Source organism: Thalassospira sp. NFXS8 (assembly GCF_040148805.1).
Lineage (GTDB): Bacteria > Pseudomonadota > Alphaproteobacteria > Rhodospirillales > Thalassospiraceae > Thalassospira.
This window is the reverse complement of sequence record NZ_JAGEMF010000004.1, coordinates 358,984-383,569: the sequence shown is the minus strand read 5'-3', so window position 1 is coordinate 383,569 and position 24,586 is coordinate 358,984. Positions and strand designations below refer to the sequence as shown.

Genomic DNA, 24,586 nt, shown 5'->3' with positions numbered 1-24,586 from the left:
GTCCGTCGTCTCCAGGATGCACAGACTGTAGCGCCATAACGCCGCCCGCGCATCCCTTCCTACTGATCAACAATGTCAAAGAACTCCGGGGAAAATCCCCGCCCCGACCAGTCCGCGTCGCCCTAGTTACCAGCGCCGCACCCCGTCGGTGGAGGCGGGTTATAGGCCCCAGTCCGCCACCTGTAAACACCTTTTTTAAACAAAAATCACGTTTGTGACGTTTTTATTGAAAATCGTTTTAAAACAGTTGCTTGCGAACAAGCCTCTATCAACCCTGAAGTTGCGGCAGACCCGGGATGTGATTAATGGTTGATGCAATGCCGCTTCCCCCGGCCTGACAGCAAGGTATCCTGATGAAAGACAGCCAATACCATGCAGTTTAATGCACCCCCGAGGGAAATGAAGTGACCTGCCATATGGTAAATACCAGTCACGAGGATAGCGCATATGAGCTTCGCGGGAGAATATTTCAAACAAGGATCCGGGGGAAACCGATAGCAACACCCCCAAAAATTGCTGGATTACGGGAAATATGTCTGAAAAAGACAGAATTTAGCGATTGTGAACCTTTATTTTACCAGACAACTTGATTATGCAGGGTGTTAGAGTATGCCGATTGGGATGAGGGAACAGGAAAACATGATCAGATTACGACATGGCATATATAGTGTGGCGTTGGTGGCTTCGCTGGTATTGGGCGGCTGCGAGAACCTGTCACATATGGCGTCTGGTTCCTCGAGCACGTCGGCCAGCAACCAGGACGGCAGCAAAGGCGGATCAGCGATGCCGTCTTTCAACAAATTTACCGACATTCCAATGCCGTCCAATTCGACACTGGATATGGACCGCAGCATCATATTTGGTGCCTCGGATGCGTGGACAGGCCGCCTGGTTTTGAATTCACGCGGGACGCCCGCACAGATGTATGATTTTTACGAACGTGAAATGCCAAATTTTGGCTGGAGCAAGGTGACCGTTGTTCGCGCTGATGTCAGTGTTCTGGTCTATGACCGGGAAAGTCGCGTTGCGACCATCAAACTGACCCCCGGATCGTTTAGCGGGTCCACTGTCGATATTACCGTATCGCCCAAGGGATAAGTCAAACTTATCCATCGACCACATAATAATACAAAAGGCCGCTTTCCACATATCGGAAAGCGGCCTTTTTGCTGTTTTAAAGCGTAAAGTTAACGCGTCCCGAACAAACGGTCGCCGGCATCGCCAAGCCCCGGGACGATATAAGCCTTTTCATTCAGCTTTTCATCAAGGCCTGCCGTATAAACCGGGACATCCGGATGGGCCTGCTGGAAAACCCGCATGCCTTCCGGTGCTGCCACCAGCGCCATAAAGCGAATGTCGCAATCCTTGACACCGTATTTGTTAAGGACATCAATGGCCGCAACGGCAGAGTTACCGGTTGCCAGCATCGGATCGACCAGAATAAAAGTCCGGCCTTCGACCTCGGGCAATTTGACCAGATATTCAACAGGCAGATGGGTTTCCGGGTCGCGATACATGCCAATATGGCCAATACGGGCCGACGGCATCAGTTCGATCAAACCATCGGCCATGCCAAGCCCGGCTCGCAATATCGGCACCACGGCAAGTTTGCGCCCCTGAATAAGAGGGGCGTTCATTTTGCAAATCGGAGTCTGGATTTCCTCGAAACTTACCGGTAATTCGCGGGTAATTTCATACCCCATCAACAAGGCAATTTCGCGCAACAGCTGGCGAAAGGTTTTGGTTGAGGTATCAACCTTGCGCATATGCGTCAGCTTATGCTGGATCAGTGGATGTTCGAGAATGTGAAGATTGGGAAATTCGGTTTGATTGCTCATGATAGTACCAGCCATCCTCAATTACACTGCGCCAGAAATGATTGGGGTGTCACCTAACGGGTTTACCACAAGAAGGCAAGTCTGTTGGCCCACACTATTAAATAGCATGCCGCAGTTACCCTATAAAAAGCAAATGCCGATGTCAGAGCAAGACACCGGCATTTATCAGAACGGGAAAAGCCCCAAACGAAACCAACAGTCAGTCGATGGTTTTGTCATTGGGTTCCGCACGGACAGGGAACCCATCGATTCCGGTATCTTTTTTAACTTTTTCAGCCCCGGCCCGGGCTGTCGTCGCGTTGGGATACGCTCCGACCCGCACATAATACCAGGCACCATCATTGCTACCGCGTTCAACTACAGCAACTTCGAGGCCTTTTTTACGCAATTCACCGGCACGCTGACGGGCGTTGGCATCTACCTTAAAGGCCCCGACCTGAATGGAATAAGGCATGTTCTTGCTGCCCGGTTCGCGATGAAGGGCAGCAGATGCCGCTGTTTCCGTTTCGGCAGTTTTAGGGGCTTTTACAGCCGTTTCTTTTTGAGGTGCCGGTTTAGGGGGCTTGGCATCCTTGCGAATATCAGGTGCAACCGGCCTGGCTGCTGGCTGATCGTCAGAGGATACGGCACTATCTGAAGTGCCCGCACTATTCGCTGCCCCCTCGCCTTCGTCAGCACCCATTACCGAGGCATCGGGTGTGGTCGCATTTGAGGATGCGCTATCCCCCATATCGGGGACAGCTGGGGCGCCATTGTCATCAGGATTGTTCTGATCGGCATCGCTATCCCTCGCTGCCTTTTCCGCAATTAAATCGCCAACAGGGTCAACCCCCTGCGGCTCATTGCTCCCGGCAGCATCGGTCGATGGCATATCACTGGTGGTTTCCGGCGCATTATCCGTGCCGCCCCCGTCAACAGGTGACATCGGACCAGTTTGCTGAGGATTTTTTGGGGTAATGTCGGTTTGAATGCGCGGAGCAGTATTTTGCGCCAGCAATTCCATTTTATCGCCGCTGGCAACGTCACTGGTTTGCGGCGCATCAGGCCCCATAAACAAACCGGCCCCCACCAGCATACCGCCAAAAAACAGCACCAGGCCAAGCATGCAGGCCCCGGTTATTAGCCCCAACAATGTTTTGCGATCCATGTCTGCTATTGTCCTGTTAATGGTAGAATATGCGGGCGAATGGCCACCTTTTTGCCCGGCCATTAGTGGCCCGACATTTTTTGACCCGGCACTGTTTTTACCCTGTCCGTAAAAAAATGCTGGCAAAGGCGCCTTTGATGATCGCCCTTGCGGGTCTGTACTGGAATGTTCCGGGTCATTCTCGGCCACTGTTTTTTGCGCCTTGTTTTAAAGTCGTGTCGTTCCAGCCCGTGATAAAATCATGGCTACGGGTATTTCTAACCGCAAGGCGGTTTAAAAAACACTTAAATGCCGACGAATTTGCTTAAATTCGCAGCATAAAACACAACATGAACCTGAATATGGCAAAAAATAAGGGCTGGCATTGAGCCCGGCTTTGTCCCGCACAAATACCGGATGCCAGCCCCTCGAGTGAGAGAGATCGACCTTCGGGGAGAGAGTTCCCGAAGAAGGACTTCCAGATACGCCATGTTTTCCGGAAGTCATGTCACCAACGGAAATTCCGTTGGCCAGTGACAACAACAGTCATAAACAACCTGAATTTCAAATGCAAACGATTATCACACACATTCGCAATTATTTTTTCAACCTTCCCTCTCCCTCACGCCAGCTGCGACACGACACGCTATACGCGAAAAGCAATTTCATCATCGCGAAGCAGTCGTAGGCAAGGGTTTCCCTATGGTTCTTGCCACCACGAAAATTACGCAAAATGCGTCAGAACTGTTGTCTTTATATGAAACCTCTGCTTGGATTGGTTCCAATGCGGCCAAAAGGTCGCAACGGGAGGTCACAATTAATACACATATAAAAATCCAAGTGACTGAGGAGGGTGTTGGATGAAGGGAGTAAAGGCCGTAAATACGGCTGTGGGGAGCAAGAGCGCAAGTATCTTTACATTGCGCCGTATCCTCTTGGTAATTGGTCTTTTATTGTCAGGGGCTGTGGCATGGATGCTGCTATGGACTGGCGACAATTACCGCAACTTTGCTGTTGAAACGTTAAATAACTCGGTCAGCAGCACGGTGAATTTTTTTGTAAGATCGCGGGTCATCAACGACTACGCAAATCGAATCACACCTGTTACCAATGACTGGTCACGCACAACCCGACTGGTAAAGGCGCTACAGGAAAACAACGTCGACAATATCAAAACCGAACTTACGTTCTTTTCAAATGCCAGTCAGGTGACACAAGGGGAAATCAACCTGATTGAAACGATTGCCTATGACAGCAATTTTAATAAGGTTGCATCGTCGGACAACAGTACAGGCGAAAGCGTTGCGGACGACCCTGCCCTGAATGAAATGTTAAAATCACGCGATAAGGCCGCAGCCCGCAAGGCTGTTTCCTATATCTGGCATATGAGTGATGGACGACCGGTTTTCAGCATGATCCTGCCAATTGGCGGGTTCAAGGCAGTCGGGTTTCTGGAAGTTGTAACTGACCCGCTGCCCATTTTGCAGGGTATGGGAGCCGTTTTGGGTGGCGACTTCCGCATTGTGGGCAACGACGGCCATGTATTGTTCGAAAGCCTGGAAAATGATGGTGAAACCGAGGATACCGCACCGGCAGAGGCAAATGCAGACGAAGCAGCAGCAGAAATAGAACAGGCAAACGAAAATACCGATAAAACACATCGCCGGGCATCTGTTGATATCAGTATTGACAATGGTCGTGGCGGCCAGTGGGCCAAGGCAACCTTTACCCGTGACATCACCGAATTTTACAGCCGTACCGGTGAATTACGTAATTTGTCGATTGAATTACTTGTCGCGGTGCTGGCCGTTGGCTGGATTGCAGGCTGGTTATTGCTTCGTTTAACGGTATTTCGCAATTTGCGCGGCTTTGCCCGCGCCATGACATCCATTGCCGAAGGGGACACCAGCGTTCGCCTGCCCAAGGTTGGCAATGATGAAATTGGTGAAATGCGCAAAGCCCTGGTGCAGTTGCGTGAGTCTGTTCGCCAGGCCATGATTTTGCAAAACATGGTTGAAAACACCCCGACAATGACGGCCTTAATATCGCCCGAAGGGGATTTGACCTATTTAAATGCCAGCGCAAAGCAGTATCTTGGCGGTGACATCCAGGACGTCAAAGAGGACTTTCTGGAGCTTGGTCCCGAATTTCAGCGTAAATTACGCGACCCGGCCAATTTGCCGTTTGAAGACGTTCTTCAATCGGGGAATGATCATCTTGATATTCTGGCAGCGCCGGTGCGTGACAAGGATGACGAACTTGTCGGCACAATGCTGGCCTGGAACAATGTGACCGAACGTGAGGAAGGCCGCATTGCCATTCAGGAACTGGTGGTTGAGGTTGAAAATGTTGCCCGCTCGGTAACACAACAATCAGCAATGCTGCTGGAACTGGCAAATAACCTGACCCACCAATCGGAAGAAACCGTCACCCAGTCGGGAACGGCACTGGATGTTTCGCGCGATGCTGCAAACAACACCCAGAATGTGGCAACAGCGGTTGAGGAGCTTTCATCCTCGATTGCAGAAATTAACCGACAGGCGGGCGATGCTAGCTCGGTTACGGAACGTGCGCGTTCGGAAGCCGAGGAATCGCAACGTAATATCATTTCGCTGGAAAATGCCAGTTCGGAAATCGGATCCATTATCGATCTGATTAACGACATTGCCCATCGCACCAAATTACTGTCGTTAAATGCCACGATCGAGGCTGAACGCGCCGGTGAGTTGGGCAAGGGTTTTGCTGTGGTTGCCAACGAGGTTAAATCGCTGGCGGACCAAACCGCAAATGCAACAAGCCAAATTGGTGATCTGACCGGCGCCATTCAAACCGAAGTGAAGAAAGCCGCCCGTTCGATCAGCACGGTTGGTGATGTTATTCATCAGGTGAATGACATTCAGAATACCATCACCAGTTCGGTTGATGAACAACGCCGTGCCACCAGTGAAATTTCAGAAAACGTTCAGCGCATCGCCCAGGGTGCTGGCACGATGGATGAAATGATCCGGTTTGTGAATGGTGGTGCACAAAGCACTGGCAAAACGGCCTATGACCTTAACAGCGCCAGTCACGAACTTTCGCAAATGGCAAAAAGCCTGTCTGATCGCATGGCAGCCTTTAGCTCACGCGTGAAAATTGGCGATTAAAACTGTATCCCGGCGACCAAAAAGATCATCGGGGTCAGTTAACTTGCTGGCGTTTTAAAAAGCCTTTGTCTTAAAAAACACCGCGCTTTTACCTAAATCAAAGGACCGTTTCCCGGTCATAAGAAAGCGGAGCCGAACATATCGGCTCCGCTTTTGTTTTGTGTCAGCATATGTAAGAACAGGCGAAAATCTTTATTCCGCAACTGACTTGCTGGCGATTTCATAAAGATCGCGCGACAGGTTTTCCTTGGCGAGAATACGGTTCAACTCCGCCTTCATTTTCGCTGCCCGGCCCTCGTCAAACTTGCGCCATTTGCCCAAAGGCGCGGCCAGACGGGCCGCCACTTGCGGGTTAAGGTTATCAAGCTCCATTAAACGGTCAGCATAGAACGCATAACCACTGCCATCAGCAACATGGAAATTACGCTGGTTGGCCATAGCAAAAGCCCCGATCAACGCGCGCACCTTATTCGGGTTTCGCATGGTAAAGGCCGGGTGTTCCATCAGTTTTTTGATTTGACCAAGCGTATCCGTGCGCGATGACATCGCCTGAAGCGAAAACCACTTGTCAATCACAACAGTGTTGCTGGCAAAGCGGTTTTCAAAATCGACCAATGCTTCGTCCCGCCCGGGATGGTCCTGATCGTTCAACACAACCAAAGCCGCCATGCGATCCGTCATATTATCAGCCGTTCGATATTGCTCCAGCGCCAGATCAACAAATACGTTTTCACCTGTTGCCGCCAAATAAGACAAGGCGACAGAACGCAAGGCACGCTGGCCAGCCGATGCTGCATCTGGGCTATATGCATCGTTCGAGGCATTGTTACGATAGGCCGCCTCGAATTCATCCTGCAAGGATATGCCGATTTTGCGACGCATCGCCTGACGCACCTGGTAAATTGCTTCGGGATCCGCCGGCTGCAACTGTTCAGATAACATTGCTTCACCTGGCAGGATCATCGCCTGTGCGCGGAACGCTTTATCAAGGTCGTCATTGATGAGTGTCGCGCGCAAGGCGGTGCAAAACGCATCAACATTGCCGAGGGCCGCATCGGCATCACCCGAATTGTGATAAGCTTTAATGCCGTCGATCAACAGGTCTGATGCATATTTCTGCCCGGCTTCCCAGCGGTTGAAAGCATCGGTGTCGTTACCCATCAAAAATGCCAGATCATCATGCGACGGCGTTGTGCCGACATTAACCGGTGCGGAAAAATCGCGATTGAATGAAACAACAGGCTCTTGCGTAATATCTTCAAACACAAATTCCTGCTTGCCCTGCGTCAGATCAATGGTTTTAGCCAGAAGTTCGTCACCATTGCGCCCCAGCAGTCCAACCTTGATCGGCATTTGTAAATCAGACTTGATTACCTGGCCCGGCGTCGGTTCGGTTTTCTGCTCGATAGTCAGGCGATAAGTCTGGTGTTTGGCATCATATTCGCCATTCCACACCAGATTAGGTGTCCCCGATTGCGAATACCACAGACAGAACTGGTCAAAATTAACACCATTGGCATCTTCCATCGCGCGGACAAAATCATCACAGGTTACGGCCTGCCCGTCATGGCGTTCAAAATAAAGGTCAATACCCTTGCGATAGCCCCTGGTGCCCAGCAAGGTGTGCATCATACGGATGACTTCAGCACCCTTCTGATAGACCGTTGCGGTATAGAAATTGTTGATTTCCATATAGCTGTCGGGCCGCACCGGGTGTGCCAGCGGGCCGCCATCTTCGGGGAACTGCCCGGCACGCAAACGCTGGACATCCTTTATGCGCTGCACCGGACGCGAGCGTTCATCAGATGAAAATTCCTGATCACGGAAAACCGTCAGCCCTTCTTTTAGTGACAGTTGAAACCAGTCGCGACAGGTGACACGGTTGCCCGACCAATTATGGAAATATTCATGGGCAACAATCGATTCGATCAGTTCGAAATCGGTATCGGTCGCCGTATCAGACTTGGCGAGGATATATTTGGCGTTGAAAACATTCAGGCTTTTGTTTTCCATTGCGCCCATATTAAAATCCGACACGGCGACAATGTTAAACAGGTCCAGATCATATTCGAGACCATAAACGTCTTCGTCCCATTTCATCGCCCGTTTAAGCGAATCCATCGCATAGTCGCAGCTGTCTTCATTGCCGTGTTCGACAAAAATGCGCAGGGCAACATCACGCCCGGTCATGGTTTTAAAGCTGTCTTCAACACAGGCAAGGTCACCGGCAACCAACGCAAACAGATAACACGGTTTGGGAAACGGATCATCCCACACAGCCTGATGAAGACCACCCTCAAGATCCTTGCTGGAAACAAGATTACCGTTAGACAGTAATACAGGGCAGCTATCCTTGGGCGCATTGATGGTGACTCGATAGGTCGCCATCACATCGGGCCGGTCCTGAAAATAGGTGATCCTGCGGAAACCTTCGGCTTCGCACTGAGTACAGTAAGCACTTTGCGACACATACAACCCTTCAAGACGGGTGTTGTTAACCGGCGATATCCGGGTTTGAATTTCTACTACAAACTGCTCGGACGGGGCCTTGAATTGCAGTGTGGTCGCATCAACCTGATAATCGCTGGCGGCCAATGCAGCACCATCAATGGCAACCGACAACAATTTCATGTCCTCGCCATCCAGCACCACCAGGTCACCGGCACCTGAATCGCGATCCGGATTCGCCTTCAACGAAAGCCGCGACGTTACCGTTGTCGCCTCGCGATCAAGGTCAAAAACCAGTTCGACTGTTTCGATCAAAAAAGCCGGCGCGGTATAATCCTCGCGGCGAATCACTTGGGGCTGTTCCGACATGAAATGGTCCTTTTCCTTGTTCTTTCGCGCTTTCGATACCGTATGGCAGTGGCAGCCACCCCGTATCGACGCACGCTTTAACGACTGTTTCACCCCCACAAATAGCGCGGATTGCCCATACCCACAAATGCAGAGTTTACGTGGCGGCAATTACACGTCATAATCATAAATGGTGGCGCGAGGGGGGCCGAAGTTTCACATTCGTGGGGCGAAGGTGTTCTTTGGTTTCCCTCACTCCTTTCCGGTGTCGCACCCAAAAACAAAAATCCCGCAGGACAGAAAGTGCCGCGCAAGCACAATGAACCGATTGTGGGCTAACCCGCGATCCGGTTATATTTTTACTGTTTCTGGGGATCGTTCATTTATGACCACCGGTTTTCACATCCTGATTGCTGACGATCATCCGCTGATGCGCGGTGCCCTGTCACATGCCGTTTCATCAGAACTAACCGACATTACCATCCATGAGGCCGGGAACCTGGGCGAGGCCATTGCCGCAATTGAAGCCTGCCGCAAGCAAGACCACGATATTGACTTGGTTTTGCTTGATTTGCACATGCCCGGTATGAATGGCTTTACCGGTCTGTTTACGCTGCGCGCTTCTTACCCGGATATTCCTGTTACCATTGTTTCCGCCAGCCAGGATATGCCGGTAGTACGCCGCGCCATTGAATACGGTGCAGCTGCCTTTGTTCCCAAATCTGCCCCGGTCGAGCAAATTGGTGCCGCCTTGCGCGCAGTGCTGGATGGTGAAATGTGGATGCCGGACTGGGCGCGCGACGCAATTGAAAATTCACCACAAAAAGATGCCAATACCGACATTGCCGCCAAAATAAGCCAGCTTACACCACAGCAGTTGCGCGTTTTAAACATGCTGACAGAAGGCAAGCTGAACAAACAGATTGCCTATGAACTTGATGTGACCGAAGCCACCATCAAGGCGCATGTGTCGGCCATCTTGCGCAAATTATCGGTGCACAGCCGTACCCAGGCGGTCATTGTCGCACGCGAACTGCAATTGCAGGAACCTGCTGTTGAGGTTTGATCGCATCTGGAAAATGCTTGATCCAGCCATTTGATGAAACGGATCAAGTTAAAAAACAGCCTAATCCACCATCAGGATATTTGCGGCTGATATGCGGATGGCATCTGAAACACCCGCAATTGAATCTTCCGTGACCATAGCGCGTGCTATGGTCAATCCCCCTATCAAAATCCCCAGAAACGACCACGCCTTTGCCAATTGCCGGTCTTTGGTGATGTGGGGTAACCCCGCTGCGATCAGGGCGGCAATCCGGTTCATTTTGTGGTCGTAAAGCGCACGGGTTTCGGCATCTGCCCGCGAAATTTCGGGTGACAGGCTGGTCATGGCACAACCACAAGCAATGTCGTCGCGATGGGCGCGCCCTAAATAATAATCAATAAAGGCATCCGTCCAGTGCGAACCGAAATCGCGCTGAAATCGGGGAATATTTTCAATAACCTCATCCAGCCCCAAATCAAGAGCCGCGCGAAACGCTCCATCCTTTGAGCCGAAATGGGCGTAAAATGCACCGGATGTTGCATTGGCAGCCTTTGCAATGCCATCGACACCAACCCCGGCATACCCTTTGGCCCGGAAGCCCTCGCTGGCTGCTGCCAACATATTCTGGCGGGTTTCTTCCTTGCGTGTCTTGTTACTGACCACGGCTGTTCTCCCGCTTTTTCCTAAAATATATCGACCGTTATATTTTTAGTTGACAGCGCCCGCTTTGTCGATCAGATTTTAAATATAACGAACGTTATATTTTTAGCCCCGATGTCTCTCTACGCATTCATCTTTAATCCTTTGCTATTCAGGCAAGCCTGCCTTGCTTTGGCAAAGTTACCAAAAACATGCCGAAAGCCACTGTGATTGACCGGTCAATCACAGCATCTGTCCGTTTGCGCCTTTTGGCACCGGACCTTGGTTTAACGCCCCATTATGAAAGCACTGCAATGTCTTTATCCGCATTCGTCTATACTGAACTTCAAATTTCAGCCCCGTTCGATCAGGTTCCGTGGCAAGCCATAAACACTGCAATCAAACAGCAGCCGGGGTTTTTGAACAAAACCTGGCTTTCCGGGCATGGCAATAATTCTGCGGGTGGCATTTATGCGTTTGACTCCATTAAAAATGCCCAGGCCTTTGTCACCGGCTATTTCCCGGCCGAAGCCCGAAATTTTGGCGTCGCCCAAACCACGCGTATTTTTGACGCTGACGCAACCAAAGCCGCCAGCATCGCTATGAATTCAGTACATTTCGGCCATAAACCTGGCAAAAACCCCGGTGCGTTTGTTTATACCGAGGTCCAATTGAGCGTTCTTCCCTTTGACCGGGGACCATGGCGTGATTTGAACCCTGTATTAAAAAAGCAACCCGGCCTGTTATCCAAAACCTGGCTATCGGGGCTACACACAGGCACCGTCGGTGGCTTTTACGCGTTTGATAGCCTTGAAAATGCAAAGACATTTGCGCTGGATTATTTTCCGACAGAAACGGCAGCGCTTAACGCCGCATTTTATACCCGCATATTTGATGCGACGGTAACCGAAGCAGCCAGCCGCGATATGGCGTCGCCCTTTTATGGCTAATTGCATAAATTAGCATGATGCCGTCAACGACATAATCGCAGGTGCGCCAGCCCTTTACAGCGCACCTGTTCTGACCGGCACAAGATATCATCTAAGCGACAACGTAAGAAATCCCCTTAAAACTGGCCCTTAACAGCAGCAGGCATTTTGATGATGTGTAACGGCTACACCATAAATATTATAAGCAGCAGGCTCTTCTGCCCAACTCCGTGTCGTAAAACATTGAAAAGTGCCTTTCATTCTGCAATTTTTCGATGTGTATTGGCACAAACCTGATCAGGCATTACAGCTTTGGTCGCCACCACCAAGCTTTCTGATCCCTTTACTGGCATCACAAACGGACCCGGATCATGACCAAAGGGCATATCGCCGTCTTGCCAACTTCAAGGCCCGGGATCGAGGCCATCGCCGCTTGCTCGGCGCACCAGTTTTCCCGCCACAGTCACGATGTATTTGGCATTGGCATGATTGATGGCGGGGCGCAAAAATCGGCTAGCGGGCGCGGCGTGGTCGAGGCAGGTCCGGAAACAATCATTACTGTTAATCCCGGTGAAATCCACGACGGTATACCAATTGGCGGAGCAGCGCGAAAATGGCGGATATTGTATTTCCGCCCCGATATTCTGGTCGATGCGATGAATTCCCTGTTTGAGGGCACAGCACCCGAGCATGAATTTACCAGCCCAATTTTTAAACGCCCTGCATTGGCGCAATATTTCAACCTGATATTTAACCACGTCATAAGCCAAAACATCCCTGGCGATAGCGAAATATCAAAAATGAAATACGAAGAACTGCTTATTCTTCTGGCGCGGGCAAGCCTTGAGCAAAGCACCCGGCCATGCGAAAGCATGATGATTGCCCCTGGCATTTACAAAGCAAAACAACAAATTGACGATGACCCGGGCGAAGCTCTTCAGCTTGACGACCTGGCACACACCAGTGGCATAGGAAAATTTCAGTTAATTCGCGATTTTTGCCGATATACCGGCTATACCCCACACGCCTATATTATGCAAAAACGCGCCCTTCTGGCACGACACCTGATTTTACAAAAAACCCCTTTGGCAGACGCCGCGATGACAGCCGGTTTCGCCGACCAAAGTCATATGACTCGCCAGTTTATCCGCTTTTATGGCTATAGCCCCGGCAAGCTGGCAAAAACGGTAGCGGGCCGCTAAGGCAACGCACCATGCCATGCAATTTTATTCAAGACCGGCAAAACTGTGCGCACCATATTGGGCAAGTATATTTTACCTGCGTCAGGAGCCAGCATGTCGGTCGAATTTTTTATAACCTCGCTTGTTTTAGTATTACTGCCCGGTAGTGGCGTTCTTTACACCCTGGCATCGGGGCTTAGCCAGGGTTGGAAAACCAGCATATGGGCCGCACTTGGCTGCACCTTTGGCATTGTTCCAGCCATCGTAGCCAGTGTAACGGGCCTCGCCGCCCTTCTTCACAGCAGCGCCCTGGCATTCGAGGCCCTGCGCTATATCGGGGTGTTATACCTGCTTTATATGGCACAAGCCATTTGGCGTGATCGTTCAATGATGGTCATCGAGGAAAATATGCCTTCCAAAAGCAATGTGACTGTCGCGATCAACGGATGTTTACTCAATATCCTCAACCCGAAACTGACATTGTTCTTTTTGGCATTTTTGCCGCAATTTATTCCTGCGGATGCGCCAGATACCACTTCCCGCATGATCCTGCTTGGCAGCATTTTTATGGCGATGACATTTGTGATTTTTGTGGGATACGGCATGTTCGCCGCCCTCGCCCGGCGCTATGTTTTAACGCGCCCCAACGTCATGGTGTGGCTCCGCCGAAGCATCGCCGGAATATTTGTAGTGCTAAGTGCGCGTCTGGCATTTTCCTCGCGCTAGGAAGCAATTCAATTTAATCGCAGACACGCTAGGGTAAGCGGCGCGAAACCAGCCAAAACAGCAACACCCATGCCGCCCCTAGCGACCAGCCTGCCAACACATCGGTTGGCCAATGCACGCCCAGATAAAGGCGGCTAAGGCCGATAAAAAACGTCATGAAAACGCCAACCGACATCACAAAAACGCGCACACGCATGCGTTTCTCGGTCCGGGCAACCAATGTGCCCAATGTTAAATAGGTAATGGCCGACAGCATGGCATGGGCACTGGGAAAACTCAGGGAATGCACTGTTACCAGATGAGGCACAATGTCCGGCCGGGCCCGGTCAAAGCCAATTTTCAGGGCTTCTTCAAACACAGCCCCCAACCCGACCGACAGCACCACCAGCACCGCTGCCCGCCGATATCCGGCCACCAGTAAATAAGCGACTACAACCAATGTAAACAGCGTTAAGACCGCAACACCACCCAATGCGGTGATATCGCGGACTACCCCCAACAACCATGCTGGCCCAATAGGCTGCGACAAATCATTGCCATTGCGCATAAACAGCAGGATCGCCTTATCAAACGTCCCGCTTTCCTGATTAAAGACATCCTCAACAAGCTTGCCAAACAGCAATAAAAACCCGGCAATCGCAACGATACAGGCCAGTATTTGCGGTTCAAACGGGGTTTTCCGGCGAATGGTATCGGAAAGATGACGGGCAATTTTACGCAAGAACGATATTCCTTTATGATTTTGGTACGTGCCATTGCACTGCTTTGTGGTGGCCGAACAACTGCTTGGATCAAGAGTTTGCGCCTAAAAAAAGGCACGAAACATTCGCCTGTTGATCTCGCTGTGCTCGCCCCTCATCCGTCACCATAGACAAAAACCAGCGGGCGAAGAACACCACCGCGCGCCAAACAATCGAACCATCGTTACCAGCCAAATAGCAATGCACTGCGTTCACAATAAATTATCCGTTACGAACAAATGATCGTGTCATAACGGCACGCAGTTTAGCCGGACGCAACGGCTTGTTAAGCAATGTAAAGGATTGCGCCTGAACCAGCGCTGCCGTTTCCGGGCTTCTATCGGCTGTAATTACAACACCGGGCACCACAAGCCCGTTATGGTCGCGCAGACGGCACAGCACATCCAACCCGGTTTCACCGGCACTTAAATGGTAATCAGCCAGAATAACGTCGGGTACAAAAGGGGTTATCGTGCTGACAGCCGGATTTAACAAGGCTTCGGCATCAGTGCCGGAGCGCGCCGTAGCCACCACACAATCCCAGTTTTCCAGCATGGCACGCATGCCTTCAAGAATATCGGGTTCATTATCAATACACAGCACCCGCACCCCGCCCAACTCGCTCGCAAGGCGGCGGCGTGGGGCAATATCCCCCGTTTCGGGTGCCACAATGCCCACGGGAACATCGACCGAAAATACGGTGCCCCGGCCGGGCCATGATCGCACCGAAATGGGATGATCAAGTTTGCGGCCCAACCGGTCGACAATAGCAAGGCCAAGGCCCAGCCCCTTTACATCGGCATTTTCCGGGCTTTCAAGGCGGTGAAATTCGCGGAAAATGATTTTCAGTTTATCGACCGGAATCCCTGGTCCGCTATCCCACACCTCGATCCGCAAAATATCTCCGCGCAAACGACAGCCAACAACAGTGCCACCCTGTCGGGTATAACGCAGTGCATTGGAAATGAAATTTTGCAGAATGCGACGCAACAGGCGGCTGTCACTTCGTACCCAGACATCGCGCGGAAACACTGAAAACCGTAACCCGGCCTGTTCGGCAATCGGGGTAAATTCTGTTTTCAGAATATTCAAAACCTTGGAAATCGGAAAATCCTGCAAAGTGGGTTGCATGGCCCCGGCATCAAGCTTGCATATATCCAAAAGCTCATTGAGCAGTTCTTCAACACCTTTGAGCGACAAATCAACCTTACCCACCAGATCAGCGGCATCATCGGGCAAGGTGCGCCCGCCAAGGGCCACGGTAAACAGCCGTGCAGCGTTTAAGGGTTGCAGCAAATCGTGGCTGGCGGCAGCAAAAAAGCGGGTTTTGGTATCGTTTGCGGTTTCGGCCTGTTCCTTGGCAACCGAAAGCTCGCTATTGAGTGTTTCAAGCGCACGGGTGCGATCGACCACCCGTTCTTCCAGGCTTTCATTCGCTTCTTTAAGGGCCTGCTCGGCCAGTCTGCGCTCGGTAATATCATGGTAAATACAAAAATAGCCCAGCACTTCGCCGGTTTCGTCAAAATGCGGAATATAGGTACCCTCGGCAAAACGTTCTTCGGTAAAACCTTCCATGGGCGGAAAATCAATTTCAAAACTTTGGCGATACCCTTTTAACACCTCGGCAATCATGGGGGCTAACCGCTGATAACGCTTTTCGCCCACGGCCTCGGCCACAGTGATGCCATGGGCGGCGGCCCGGCGCAGGCCAAACATGCGTTCATAGGGACGATTGGTAAAACGTAAACGCTGATTTTTATCGGCATACGCAATCATGACCGGAATATTATCGGTATAAATGCGAATGTTCCGTTCACTTTCACGCAGGGCATCTTCTGTTCGTACCCGTGCCGTAATATCGGCAATGGTGGCAACAAAGCCGCCATCGGGCATCGGATTGGTGCGAATTTCAAGCACCATGCCATCCGACCGTTTGCGTTCGTAGGTATCTGGCAGGCGGCGCATTTGCGGGGCGGTATTGCGACCCAACAAAATGTCGATGTCAACCGCACGCGGCCCTGTATTACGGCACGTCTCGACCAGATGCGATAACGGCATCGTCACCTGAATATCAGAAGGAGCAATGCCCAGAAGGTCGATAAAGCGGTGATTCCACGTTGCCAAACGTAAATCATGGTCAAACACCCCTACCCCTTGCGAGATGTTTTCCAAAGTGTTGAGCAATAAATCGCGGTTAAACTTGATCGCCGCCGAGGCTTCGTCGAGCAGTTCCATTGCATCGCGGCGCGACACAGCCTTGTCGGGCAATAATAACGCCATCACCACCCGCGAGGACGCGGCACCAACCGCACCGCTCAGCAAATGTTCGGTAAAATTGGCAGCATCAATATCGGCCAGATCATCGCGCGCGGCATTGTCACTTCGCCGGGCAAGATAGGTCCGAAAGGCCCGTTCGGCCCACTGCGCGCCCAAAAACCGTGCGGATAACCCTTCCAGATCGGCAATGGTGACGCGCCCCGGCCAGATATCATTGCGCGCCTGCGCCGGGTTCCGCCCGACATCGACAAACAATTGGGCCTGTCGGCGTTGGGTCACCCCCTGAATACCTGTGGCTGACCCGACAAAAAGTAAAAGGATATTGGTGCCAAGGCTCCAGATCACCCCATGGGTCAGGGGGTCAAGCTGCAAACCAAACAGGGCCTGGGGTTTTAAAAATGCGAGTTCCAATGGCCCGTTAACAAGTATTTCCTGAGGCAAAAAGCCGCTTTGCACAAAGGACGGCAACAACAACGTATAACACCACAGGACAAACCCGCCAACCAACCCCCAACGCACCCCGGTGCGGTTAACCCGTTTAACATACAGGGCCGCCAGCAAAGCCGGGGCAAATTGGGCCACAGCCGCAAAGGACAACATGCCGATATCGGCCAGTGCGTATTTTTCGCTTAAAAACCGGTAAAACCCATAGGCCAGAAACATCAGCACCAAAACCGCCACCCGGCGAATTTTAAGCACAAGCAGGCTGACATCGCCTGCCGCCTTGTCGCGCAAACGTGGCAGACGCAATAAAACCGGCATGATCAAATCGTTGCAGACCATCGTGGAAACCGCCACGCACGATACAATCACCATGCCGGTACTGGCCGAAAGCCCGCCAACAAACGCCACCAATGCCAAACCGTTCTGACCACCCAACAATGGCAAGGTCAAAACGAACGTGTCCGGGTTTACCGCCGATTGGCCGTCAAACAGTAAAAGCCCAGCAACGGCAATGGGCACCACAAACAGGTTAATCGCCACCAGATACGCCGGGAACAGCCAGCGTGCCGTTTTCAAATTGCGGCTATCGTCATTTTCAACAAAGGTGACATGAAACTGGCGTGGCAAACAGATAATGGCAAACATGCCGATAAGCGAACCGACAAAGAAATGCGGGGTTAACCAGCTTTGCGGTTCAAACAGGGCGGTAATATCAGCCCGGCTGGTGGCATGATTTGCCAAATCGCCAATGCCGTTAAAAAGCCCAAATACGACAAACAAACCCACCGCCAAAAGCGCAACCAGCTTGACTGTGCTTTCAAAGGCAATTGCCAGAATAAGGCCATCATGATGTTCGGATGCGTGAATATAGCGCACGCCGAACAACACCCCGAAAACCGCCATTAATATCGTGACGTAAAACGCGGTATCCTTGGTGAAATTCGCCGCACTATGGCGCACCACATCCTCGCCCAATGGGCCGATCAGCACATCAAACGATGTTGAAACCGCCTTTAACTGCAAGGCGATATAGGCCAGAATGCCGATCATGGCGATAACAGCAACCAGGGCAGCCAAACTTTGGCTTTTACCATAGCGCGAACCTAAAAAATCGGCAATCGAGGTGATATTTTGCGCCCGGCAAACCGTGCCAATTTTGACCATCACCGGATAGCCCGCCAGCATCATGACTATCGGGCCGATATAAATGGGCAAAAACGCAAAACCGTGCAGCGCAGCCGTACCGACCGAGCCAAAAAAAGTCCAGCTGGTGCAGTAGACCGCCATGGAAAGCGCATAAATAACCGGTTTGGCCCGCGAGGATCGCCAAAATCTGGCGTATTTGTCGCCATAATGGGCAATGGCAAACAAAAGGCCGATATAGGCCATCGCAACAATAAATATCAAACCACCCTGAAGCATATTGTCGCGCTATCCTTTTCATCACCTGACAGGCAGGTGTCGCATATATTTCCCAGTTTGGACTATACCACGCCACCATCATCGACTAAAACGGCGCACATATCCCTTACGACCAATTGTTAAGCATCAGGTGACCATGTCTTCCCAATATGCCTTTTTTGCCGGAATTTTGCGTTTTGTTGCCAAAAAAACTGCAACGGATGATGCCGATATCCAGGTGATGATGGGTCATTTGGCTGGTATTGCCGATGCAGTTGAAAAAACCGGGCAATTTATGATCCTGCGTGAAAACTGCGAAAGTGCCGCACGCGGCTTTGCCGGGGTTGCCAAATTTTTACAGGAACGCATCCTGCCCGAAGCCCTTGCCGATGGCAACAAAGGGGCGGTTGAACAACTTAAATGGGCGATTGAAACGTCGCTGGCCCTGGCCGCAGAGCTGGTAAAACGTATTACCGTCGCCGATTATGAAGGCCAGGCATCGTTTACCTTTGACCTGCCCCAGCCACCTGGCGCCCCCAAACCCCACTAAACTGCGTTACCCGGTTCAAAACAGATTTCGCCTTATGCATAAAACAAGGGCGGCCATTACAGGCCGCCCTTGTAAAACAGTGTAACTTCCGAACCCGGAAATCAACTTTCCCAAACTTTTGCACGCTGCAACAGGGCTGTGGCTTCAAATTGCTCGCCATAGGGTGCTGCAATTTTGGTGAAGTCCATGTAAGAATCGTAAATGCGCTGGTTCAGTTCACTTTTACCGGCAATTTCCTTCACCGCGTCCATAGCTTCCTTGGCCAGGGCCTTTATGACTTCATCAGGGAAATGGCGGATCTCGATGTTCTTTTTCAAGACGGCCTGATAGGACGTGATGTTATTATAGGTGAAGTCAGCCAGGGTCTGTTCGGCATTGGCCTGTGCGGCGATACGAACAATTTCCTGCAAATCTTCGGGCAAGGAATTAAATTTGTCCTTGTTGATGAACACTTCAATGCCAGTGCCCGGTTCGGCGAAGGCCGGAGTGTAATAATATTTGGCAACCTGTGTTAAACCAAAGGCATAGTCGTTCCACGGGCCAACCCATTCAGCCGCATCAATCGCGCCGCTTTGCAAGGCAGGCAGAATTTCAGCCGCCGGCAGCATGGTAACAATGGCCCCCAAGCGACGCATGGCTTCGCCACCGATCCCGGCATAGCGCATTTTCACACCCTTGATATCATCAATGGTGTTGATTTCCTTGTTAAACCAGCCACCAGCCTGAAGGCCGGTATTGCCTGCCAGAAACGGAACAACGTTAAACTGCGAATAAAGTTCTTCCCACAGTTCCTGACCGCCGCCAAAACGCAACCAGCCCGACAGTTCCCAGCCCATCAGACCAAAGGGAATGGTTGAAAAGAAGTTAACGGCTTCGTCCTTGCCAGCCCAGTAATACGGCGTGCCGTGCGCCATTTCGGCAACACCCTGTTCCACCGCATCCATGCATTCAAATGCTGGCACCAGTTCGCCCGGGCCATAAACTTTAATATTCAGGCGACCGCCCGACATTTTGGTCACACGTTCGGCAAATTTTTCGCCATTGGCACCCAGCCCCGGCGACCCTTTGGGCCACGGCATAACCATACGCCAATTAAATGTGTCGTCAGCCTTGGCGATCGCAGGCGCGGCCATGCCGCCAGCAACTGCGCCCACGGCAAGGCTGGCACCTTTAAGAAAATTACGACGTTTCATGAAGAACTCCAGAAGACTTATTTGATAATTTTTTGCGTAAAAACGACAAATTCATGCCATTGAATACGTTGCAGGCGGGCAGGGTCTTTGGTTTTACCAATGGCAACAATGCGTGTTTACGGGATGCTGATATGTGATTTTTGCATATCACATATGTTCTGCAACGCAACATTGCCCTTGATTGTACATTTTCCGTTACGGTTTGAAGCGCACGGCAAAACGGACAATCCAGGTACATGAAAACCCATCTCGCATCTGCGACGTCGCATACTGTAAAGAAAACCGCCCTGCCCAATGGCAAGGCGGTTTTCATTTTACGATCAGACTAACCGTTCCATATCACGGACCCGAAAATCAGAATCCCCAAACCTTGGCACGTTGAAGCAAGCCGGTTGCTTCAAATTCCTTGCCATAACGCGCTGATTTTTTCACCAGATCCATATAGGAATCATAGATCTTTTTGTTAACGTCGTTTTGATTGCCAATTTCCTCGACGGCGGCTTTGCTGGCCTCGGCCAACGCCATGATCACGTCGTCGGGGAACTGGCGAATTTCAACGCCCTTGTCGATCAGCGGCTGATAGGATTCGATATTGTTAAAAGTAAAGTCCGCCAGTGTATTCTCGGCAATGGCCTGGGCCGCATAGCGAATAATCGCCTGCAAATCCGGCGTCAGGCTGTCGAATTTTTCTTTTGATACGAAAATTTCAAGGCCGGGCCCAGGTTCATGGAAAGCCGGGGTATAGTAATATTTGGCCACCTGATACAGGCCGAATGCCAAGTCATTCCACGGTCCAACCCATTCGGCGGCATCAATGGCCCCGCTTTGCATTGCAGGCAAAATTTCGCCTGGTGGCAACATGGTAATATTGGCACCAATCCGGCGCATTGCTTCGCCGCCCAACCCGGCATAGCGCATTTTGACACCTTTGATGTCATCAACCGAATTGATTTCCTTATTAAACCAGCCGCCCGCCTGCATACCCGAATTACCGGCATAAAACGGCACGACACCAAAGTCGGCATAAACATCTTCCCACATCTTCTGCCCGCCGCCAAAACGCAGCCATGCCGAAAGTTCCCATGCCGTCAGGCCAAAGGGAATGGTGGAGAAGAAATTAAGAACCGGGTTTTTTCCCTGCCAGTAATACGGAGTGCCGTGGGCCATTTCAACCACGCCCTGTTCAACCGCATCCATGCATTCAAACGGTGGCACCAGTTCACCCGCACCATAAACCGTGATCGACAGGCGATCATTGCTCATTTCCTTGACCATGGCGGCGAACTTTTCGGCATTGGTACCAAGGCCAGGCGTGCCCTTGGGCCACGGCATAACCATACGCCATTTCAAATTTTCCTGTGCCGATGCAATGGCAGGTGCGGCGGCCGTCGCGGCAAGCGCGCCCGCGCCCAGACTGGCACCCTTCAAAAACTGACGACGTTTCATCCTGATTTCCCCTAACCTGTTCTTATTCTGGCGGTTTATTGCAAAATTTTGCGAACGAAGGGTGGATTTTGGCGAATTTCATCAGCAAATACCACCATTTTTCCAAGTTGCTGAAAATGAGTGTTTTTTCGCCGTAAATCTGAACTGACGGCAGCCACATTTACATCAAAAAATCGACTGATCATCCCTCTGTCCGACGGGCTGGTACTGTTTTCCAAGCCCCAACATCGCCCCACTCCAAACGGCTAAAATTTCCTGCTTTCCGTATAGTATATTTCCACCTTACATTGATTGGCATATTATAATACAATTGAAAATATTTTAATTGGCTAAATACAAGGACAACCGGGCATTTTTGTTTTTACAACAAATCCAATTACAACAGAGTGGCGCTCGCCAAACCTGCAAATGCAGAAAAATACATCCTTTAGTTCTTATTCACGAACGCACCACACTCAAATAAACAGCAGAAAAAAATGAAGACCAACACTAAAGTATAGTTAAATTGTTTCCTGGAAAGACCAATCTCAAATTTTACAAATATAATCACCGACCTTGGCGTCGGCATTGTTTCAGCTGCAACAAGATGGGGTCAGGATGCCTGCAGAACTGGATCGGCGTATTGCTTTTGTGGATTTTAATGAAAAGAAGCGTAGCCATTTACGAGAGATTTGGCCACTGATTGAAAAAAATCTGCCTGCCATGCTTGATACCTTTTACAAAAAGATCATGGCACGGCCTGACCTGGCAGCGATCATCGGTGACACCAGCCGCATCGATGGTTTAAAGCGTGCGCAAAGCAATCACTGGAAAACACTTTTCCGCGGTGATTTCGACGACCATTATTTTGAAGAAGTACGTCGTATCGGTCGCGCGCACGAAAAAATCGGCCTGACACCGGAAGCCTATGTATCAGGATACAATTTTATCCTTGGTTTAATGATTTCCTTATTGCATGAAACCTTTCGCAAACGCCGCGATCTTGGCGAAATGATCGCTGCGGCATCTACTGCCGTTGTCATTGACATGGAAATGGCGATTACAATTTACTACGAAGAAACCCGCAACACCTATCAACGCCGTCTTGGCGAAATGTCTGACGATTTTCAAACCACCGTGTCAAAGGTCGTTACGGCACTTGCAAGCAGTGCAGGCGATATGTCTCATGCGGCGGAAGCCCTGGTCGATAGTGTGCAGCAGACCCGCGACCAGACCAATGGCGCCCGGGATGCTGCCGAGCTTTCCGCAGAAAACGCAGCCACCGTTGCAGGTGCTGCCGAGGAACTTGATAGTTCCATTCGTGAAATATCAAGTCAGGTCAGCCGGGCTTCAACCATTTCACAAGAGGTAGAAGGAGCAGTTAGGGCCACCTCCGACACCATCGGCATTCTTGATGCGACAGCCCAGGAAATTGGCACAGTTGTAGATTTGATCGATAAAATTGCCAGCCAGACCAACCTGCTGGCCCTTAACGCCACGATCGAGGCAGCCCGCGCCGGTGACGCTGGCAAAGGGTTTGCCGTTGTGGCAAGCGAGGTCAAGAACCTGGCCAACCAGACAGCCAAAGCAACAGGGGATATCACCGCGCAAATCAACGCCGTACAGGAAACAACACACCGGGCCGTTGATGCAATTCAGGGCGTTACCGGGCAGATCGGCAAAATCGTTGAATCCGTCGCCGCCATTTCCGCCGCAGTCGAACAACAGGCCGCTGCAACCGGCGATATCAGCAACAATATCAACGGCGTTTCCAGTGCCAATCGTAATGTTAATTCCAGCCTTGGTAATGTCGGCACCACCGCAGACCATACCGGGTCTGTCGCCGAAGAAGTCCTCACTGTGTCCAAAGCACTTCGCAGCCATGCCAACACGCTACGTCAGGATGTCGACAACTTCCTTAAACGACTTTCTGCGGGTTAACACAGTTCGCGATAACATCGGGCCTGAATAGCTCGCTTCGTCACAATCATTTCCGGGCCAGGGGGCATATGTGCCCCCGCCATACCACCCCGTCCCTGTCCATATAAAATGTACATTTGCCCGTACTCCATCCTGACGGATCAACCCGGTTATCTTTCGCGGGCTTCAGACGGTGAAATGCCAAAGACCCTTTTAAAGGCGGTCGAAAAATTGGCAGGCGATGAATACCCGGCAAGAAAGGCCGCCTGCCCAATGGTCAGACCATCCTTGTCCATGGCATCGCGTGCCGCTTGCAGGCGGGTTTCGCGCATGAAATCCATTACAGTTGTGCCATAGGCCGTTTTGAATATGCGTTGCAATCGCGCGATGCTCATATTCATTGTCGCGGCAAGATCACGTAGATTAAGCCCCGTCGTGATATGTTGCAAAATATGGTCGCGGATATCCTGCGCCTTGTCCGATACATCAACCGAAACCGCCTTGCAATTTTGATCAATCCGGGGTGGCGTCATCACCGATCGCAAGGCCTCGCCAAAAATTTCCAGCCCCCGGCTTTCAATGTAAATTTCACGAAACAGCGGTAATTCAATCGGCGGATATAACATTTGCTCGGCCAACGCTATGGCACGTCGCGATGGTTGCCAGCGCACAGGGCCATGATCGCCATATAAAAATGCGCGCGCGGCCTCCTGCCCGGCATCATTTCCCAGACTTTTTGCAATCCAGTCAAACCGGGCGGTCACCATCACCTTACGCACCCGGTTATGTTTGGGAATACGTCGTGTCAGCTTGGCGGGCTGTTTAAGTGCCCATAAATAACCAACAACGCCCTGCCGCGCATCAAAGTCAAACGGTGTATCGTCAAACGCCCCCTCGACCTGACCATCAACAACAATAGCGACCGTAACCGCAGGGCGCACCTGATTGGAAATTTCAAAGTCCCGCATCGCGACTGTATCGGTGGTGTGAACCATAAAATGCGACGGTGCCCGGTCATTTACCAATCGTCCCTTAAGCACCGTATCCTCGGGCAAAAGAGCATCATCTGCGCCACTTACATGGCGGCTTTGTCCGCCATTTTGCCACAACGTGGCAGCGGTGATGTTGTCGCGGTCCAATGGGGTCCGGCGCAGCGCTGATTGTTCTGGCATTTTTGGCGTCGTCATTTCCGTCATTTCCGTCTTTCCCT

18 protein-coding genes are annotated in these 24,586 nt (G+C 51.2%); 8 read left to right on the top strand and 10 right to left on the bottom strand.

All coding sequences use genetic code 11. From position 1 onward, the window contains the following. The first annotated feature begins 639 nt into the window (after positions 1–639). A complete protein-coding gene (locus J4E05_RS20625; protein ID WP_349599586.1) occupies positions 640–1,098 on the top strand; it encodes a hypothetical protein in 459 nt (152 codons plus the stop codon). An 89-nt stretch (positions 1,099–1,187) separates the two neighbouring features. Here the strand turns inward: J4E05_RS20625 and upp are convergent, their stop codons facing one another. Together upp and J4E05_RS20615 are read right to left on the bottom strand one after the other, a co-directional pair. Continuing rightward, on the bottom strand, positions 1,188–1,838 hold the full coding sequence (gene upp / locus J4E05_RS20620) for a uracil phosphoribosyltransferase (RefSeq protein ID WP_085595476.1): 651 nt from the start codon (positions 1,836–1,838) through the stop codon (positions 1,188–1,190). A gap of 199 nt (positions 1,839–2,037) precedes the next feature. Next, a complete protein-coding gene (locus tag J4E05_RS20615) occupies positions 2,038–2,985 on the bottom strand; it encodes an SPOR domain-containing protein (protein ID WP_349599583.1) in 948 nt (315 codons plus the stop codon). An 839-nt stretch (positions 2,986–3,824) separates the two neighbouring features. On the opposite strand from J4E05_RS20615, the gene J4E05_RS20610 reads away from it, so the two are divergent. Beyond that, positions 3,825–6,110 (top strand): methyl-accepting chemotaxis protein, encoded by a 2,286-nt coding sequence (locus tag J4E05_RS20610; RefSeq protein ID WP_349599580.1) that lies wholly within the window; start codon positions 3,825–3,827, stop codon positions 6,108–6,110. A 192-nt stretch (positions 6,111–6,302) separates the two neighbouring features. Here the strand turns inward: J4E05_RS20610 and pepN are convergent, their stop codons facing one another. Continuing rightward, positions 6,303–8,927: an aminopeptidase N gene (gene pepN, locus J4E05_RS20605; RefSeq protein WP_349599577.1), complete on the bottom strand. Its 2,625-nt coding sequence runs from the start codon at positions 8,925–8,927 to the stop codon at positions 6,303–6,305. Between the two features lie 364 nt (positions 8,928–9,291). Here pepN and J4E05_RS20600 point away from each other — a divergent pair, with 364 nt between their 5' ends. Continuing rightward, the gene (locus J4E05_RS20600) at positions 9,292–9,972 is read left to right on the top strand and encodes a response regulator (RefSeq protein ID WP_085595496.1); all 681 of its coding nucleotides are present in this window, start codon (positions 9,292–9,294) and stop codon (positions 9,970–9,972) included. Positions 9,973–10,032: 60 nt separating this feature from the next. Here the strand turns inward: J4E05_RS20600 and J4E05_RS20595 are convergent, their stop codons facing one another. Continuing rightward, positions 10,033–10,614 (bottom strand): TetR/AcrR family transcriptional regulator, encoded by a 582-nt coding sequence (locus tag J4E05_RS20595; protein WP_349599574.1) that lies wholly within the window; start codon positions 10,612–10,614, stop codon positions 10,033–10,035. 188 nt (positions 10,615–10,802) lie between these two features. On the opposite strand from J4E05_RS20595, the gene J4E05_RS20590 reads away from it, so the two are divergent. The 3 genes from J4E05_RS20590 to J4E05_RS20580 all read left to right on the top strand — a co-directional run bounded on the left by J4E05_RS20590 (position 10,803) and on the right by J4E05_RS20580 (position 13,426). Continuing rightward, on the top strand, positions 10,803–11,540 hold the full coding sequence (locus tag J4E05_RS20590) for a YdhR family protein (protein WP_349599572.1): 738 nt from the start codon (positions 10,803–10,805) through the stop codon (positions 11,538–11,540). Positions 11,541–11,890: 350 nt separating this feature from the next. Further along, positions 11,891–12,721, top strand: a complete 831-nt coding sequence (locus J4E05_RS20585; protein ID WP_349599569.1) for an AraC family transcriptional regulator — start codon at positions 11,891–11,893, stop codon at positions 12,719–12,721. Between the two features lie 93 nt (positions 12,722–12,814). After that, positions 12,815–13,426, top strand: coding sequence for a LysE family translocator (locus J4E05_RS20580; protein WP_085595492.1), 612 nt, complete (start codon positions 12,815–12,817; stop codon positions 13,424–13,426). A gap of 28 nt (positions 13,427–13,454) precedes the next feature. Here the strand turns inward: J4E05_RS20580 and J4E05_RS20575 are convergent, their stop codons facing one another. Next, positions 13,455–14,147 carry a phosphatase PAP2 family protein gene (locus tag J4E05_RS20575; protein ID WP_210402996.1) on the bottom strand — a complete coding sequence of 231 codons (693 nt, stop codon included), beginning with the start codon at positions 14,145–14,147 and terminating at the stop codon, positions 13,455–13,457. Between the two features lie 241 nt (positions 14,148–14,388). Further along, positions 14,389–18,309 (bottom strand): hybrid sensor histidine kinase/response regulator, encoded by a 3,921-nt coding sequence (locus J4E05_RS20570; RefSeq protein ID WP_349599565.1) that lies wholly within the window; start codon positions 18,307–18,309, stop codon positions 14,389–14,391. A 136-nt stretch (positions 18,310–18,445) separates the two neighbouring features. Here J4E05_RS20570 and J4E05_RS20565 point away from each other — a divergent pair, with 136 nt between their 5' ends. Continuing rightward, positions 18,446–18,838 carry a hypothetical protein gene (locus tag J4E05_RS20565; RefSeq protein WP_085594930.1) on the top strand — a complete coding sequence of 131 codons (393 nt, stop codon included), beginning with the start codon at positions 18,446–18,448 and terminating at the stop codon, positions 18,836–18,838. Between the two features lie 101 nt (positions 18,839–18,939). Here J4E05_RS20565 and J4E05_RS20560 read toward each other — a convergent pair whose 3' ends face one another. From J4E05_RS20560 to J4E05_RS20550, 3 genes are all read right to left on the bottom strand, one after another. Next, positions 18,940–20,031 (bottom strand): TRAP transporter substrate-binding protein, encoded by a 1,092-nt coding sequence (locus J4E05_RS20560; RefSeq protein ID WP_085594932.1) that lies wholly within the window; start codon positions 20,029–20,031, stop codon positions 18,940–18,942. Positions 20,032–20,385: 354 nt separating this feature from the next. Next, a complete protein-coding gene (locus J4E05_RS20555; RefSeq protein ID WP_085594934.1) occupies positions 20,386–21,477 on the bottom strand; it encodes a TRAP transporter substrate-binding protein in 1,092 nt (363 codons plus the stop codon). Positions 21,478–21,512: 35 nt separating this feature from the next. Further along, complete coding sequence (locus J4E05_RS20550; RefSeq protein WP_349599561.1) at positions 21,513–21,662, bottom strand: hypothetical protein; 150 nt, start codon at positions 21,660–21,662, stop codon at positions 21,513–21,515. A 412-nt stretch (positions 21,663–22,074) separates the two neighbouring features. Here J4E05_RS20550 and J4E05_RS20545 point away from each other — a divergent pair, with 412 nt between their 5' ends. Further along, positions 22,075–23,397: a protoglobin domain-containing protein gene (locus tag J4E05_RS20545; RefSeq protein ID WP_349599558.1), complete on the top strand. Its 1,323-nt coding sequence runs from the start codon at positions 22,075–22,077 to the stop codon at positions 23,395–23,397. Positions 23,398–23,546: 149 nt separating this feature from the next. Here the strand turns inward: J4E05_RS20545 and J4E05_RS20540 are convergent, their stop codons facing one another. Beyond that, positions 23,547–24,563, bottom strand: a complete 1,017-nt coding sequence (locus tag J4E05_RS20540; RefSeq protein ID WP_349599555.1) for a helix-turn-helix domain-containing protein — start codon at positions 24,561–24,563, stop codon at positions 23,547–23,549. Between the last annotated feature and the right edge of the window lie 23 nt (positions 24,564–24,586).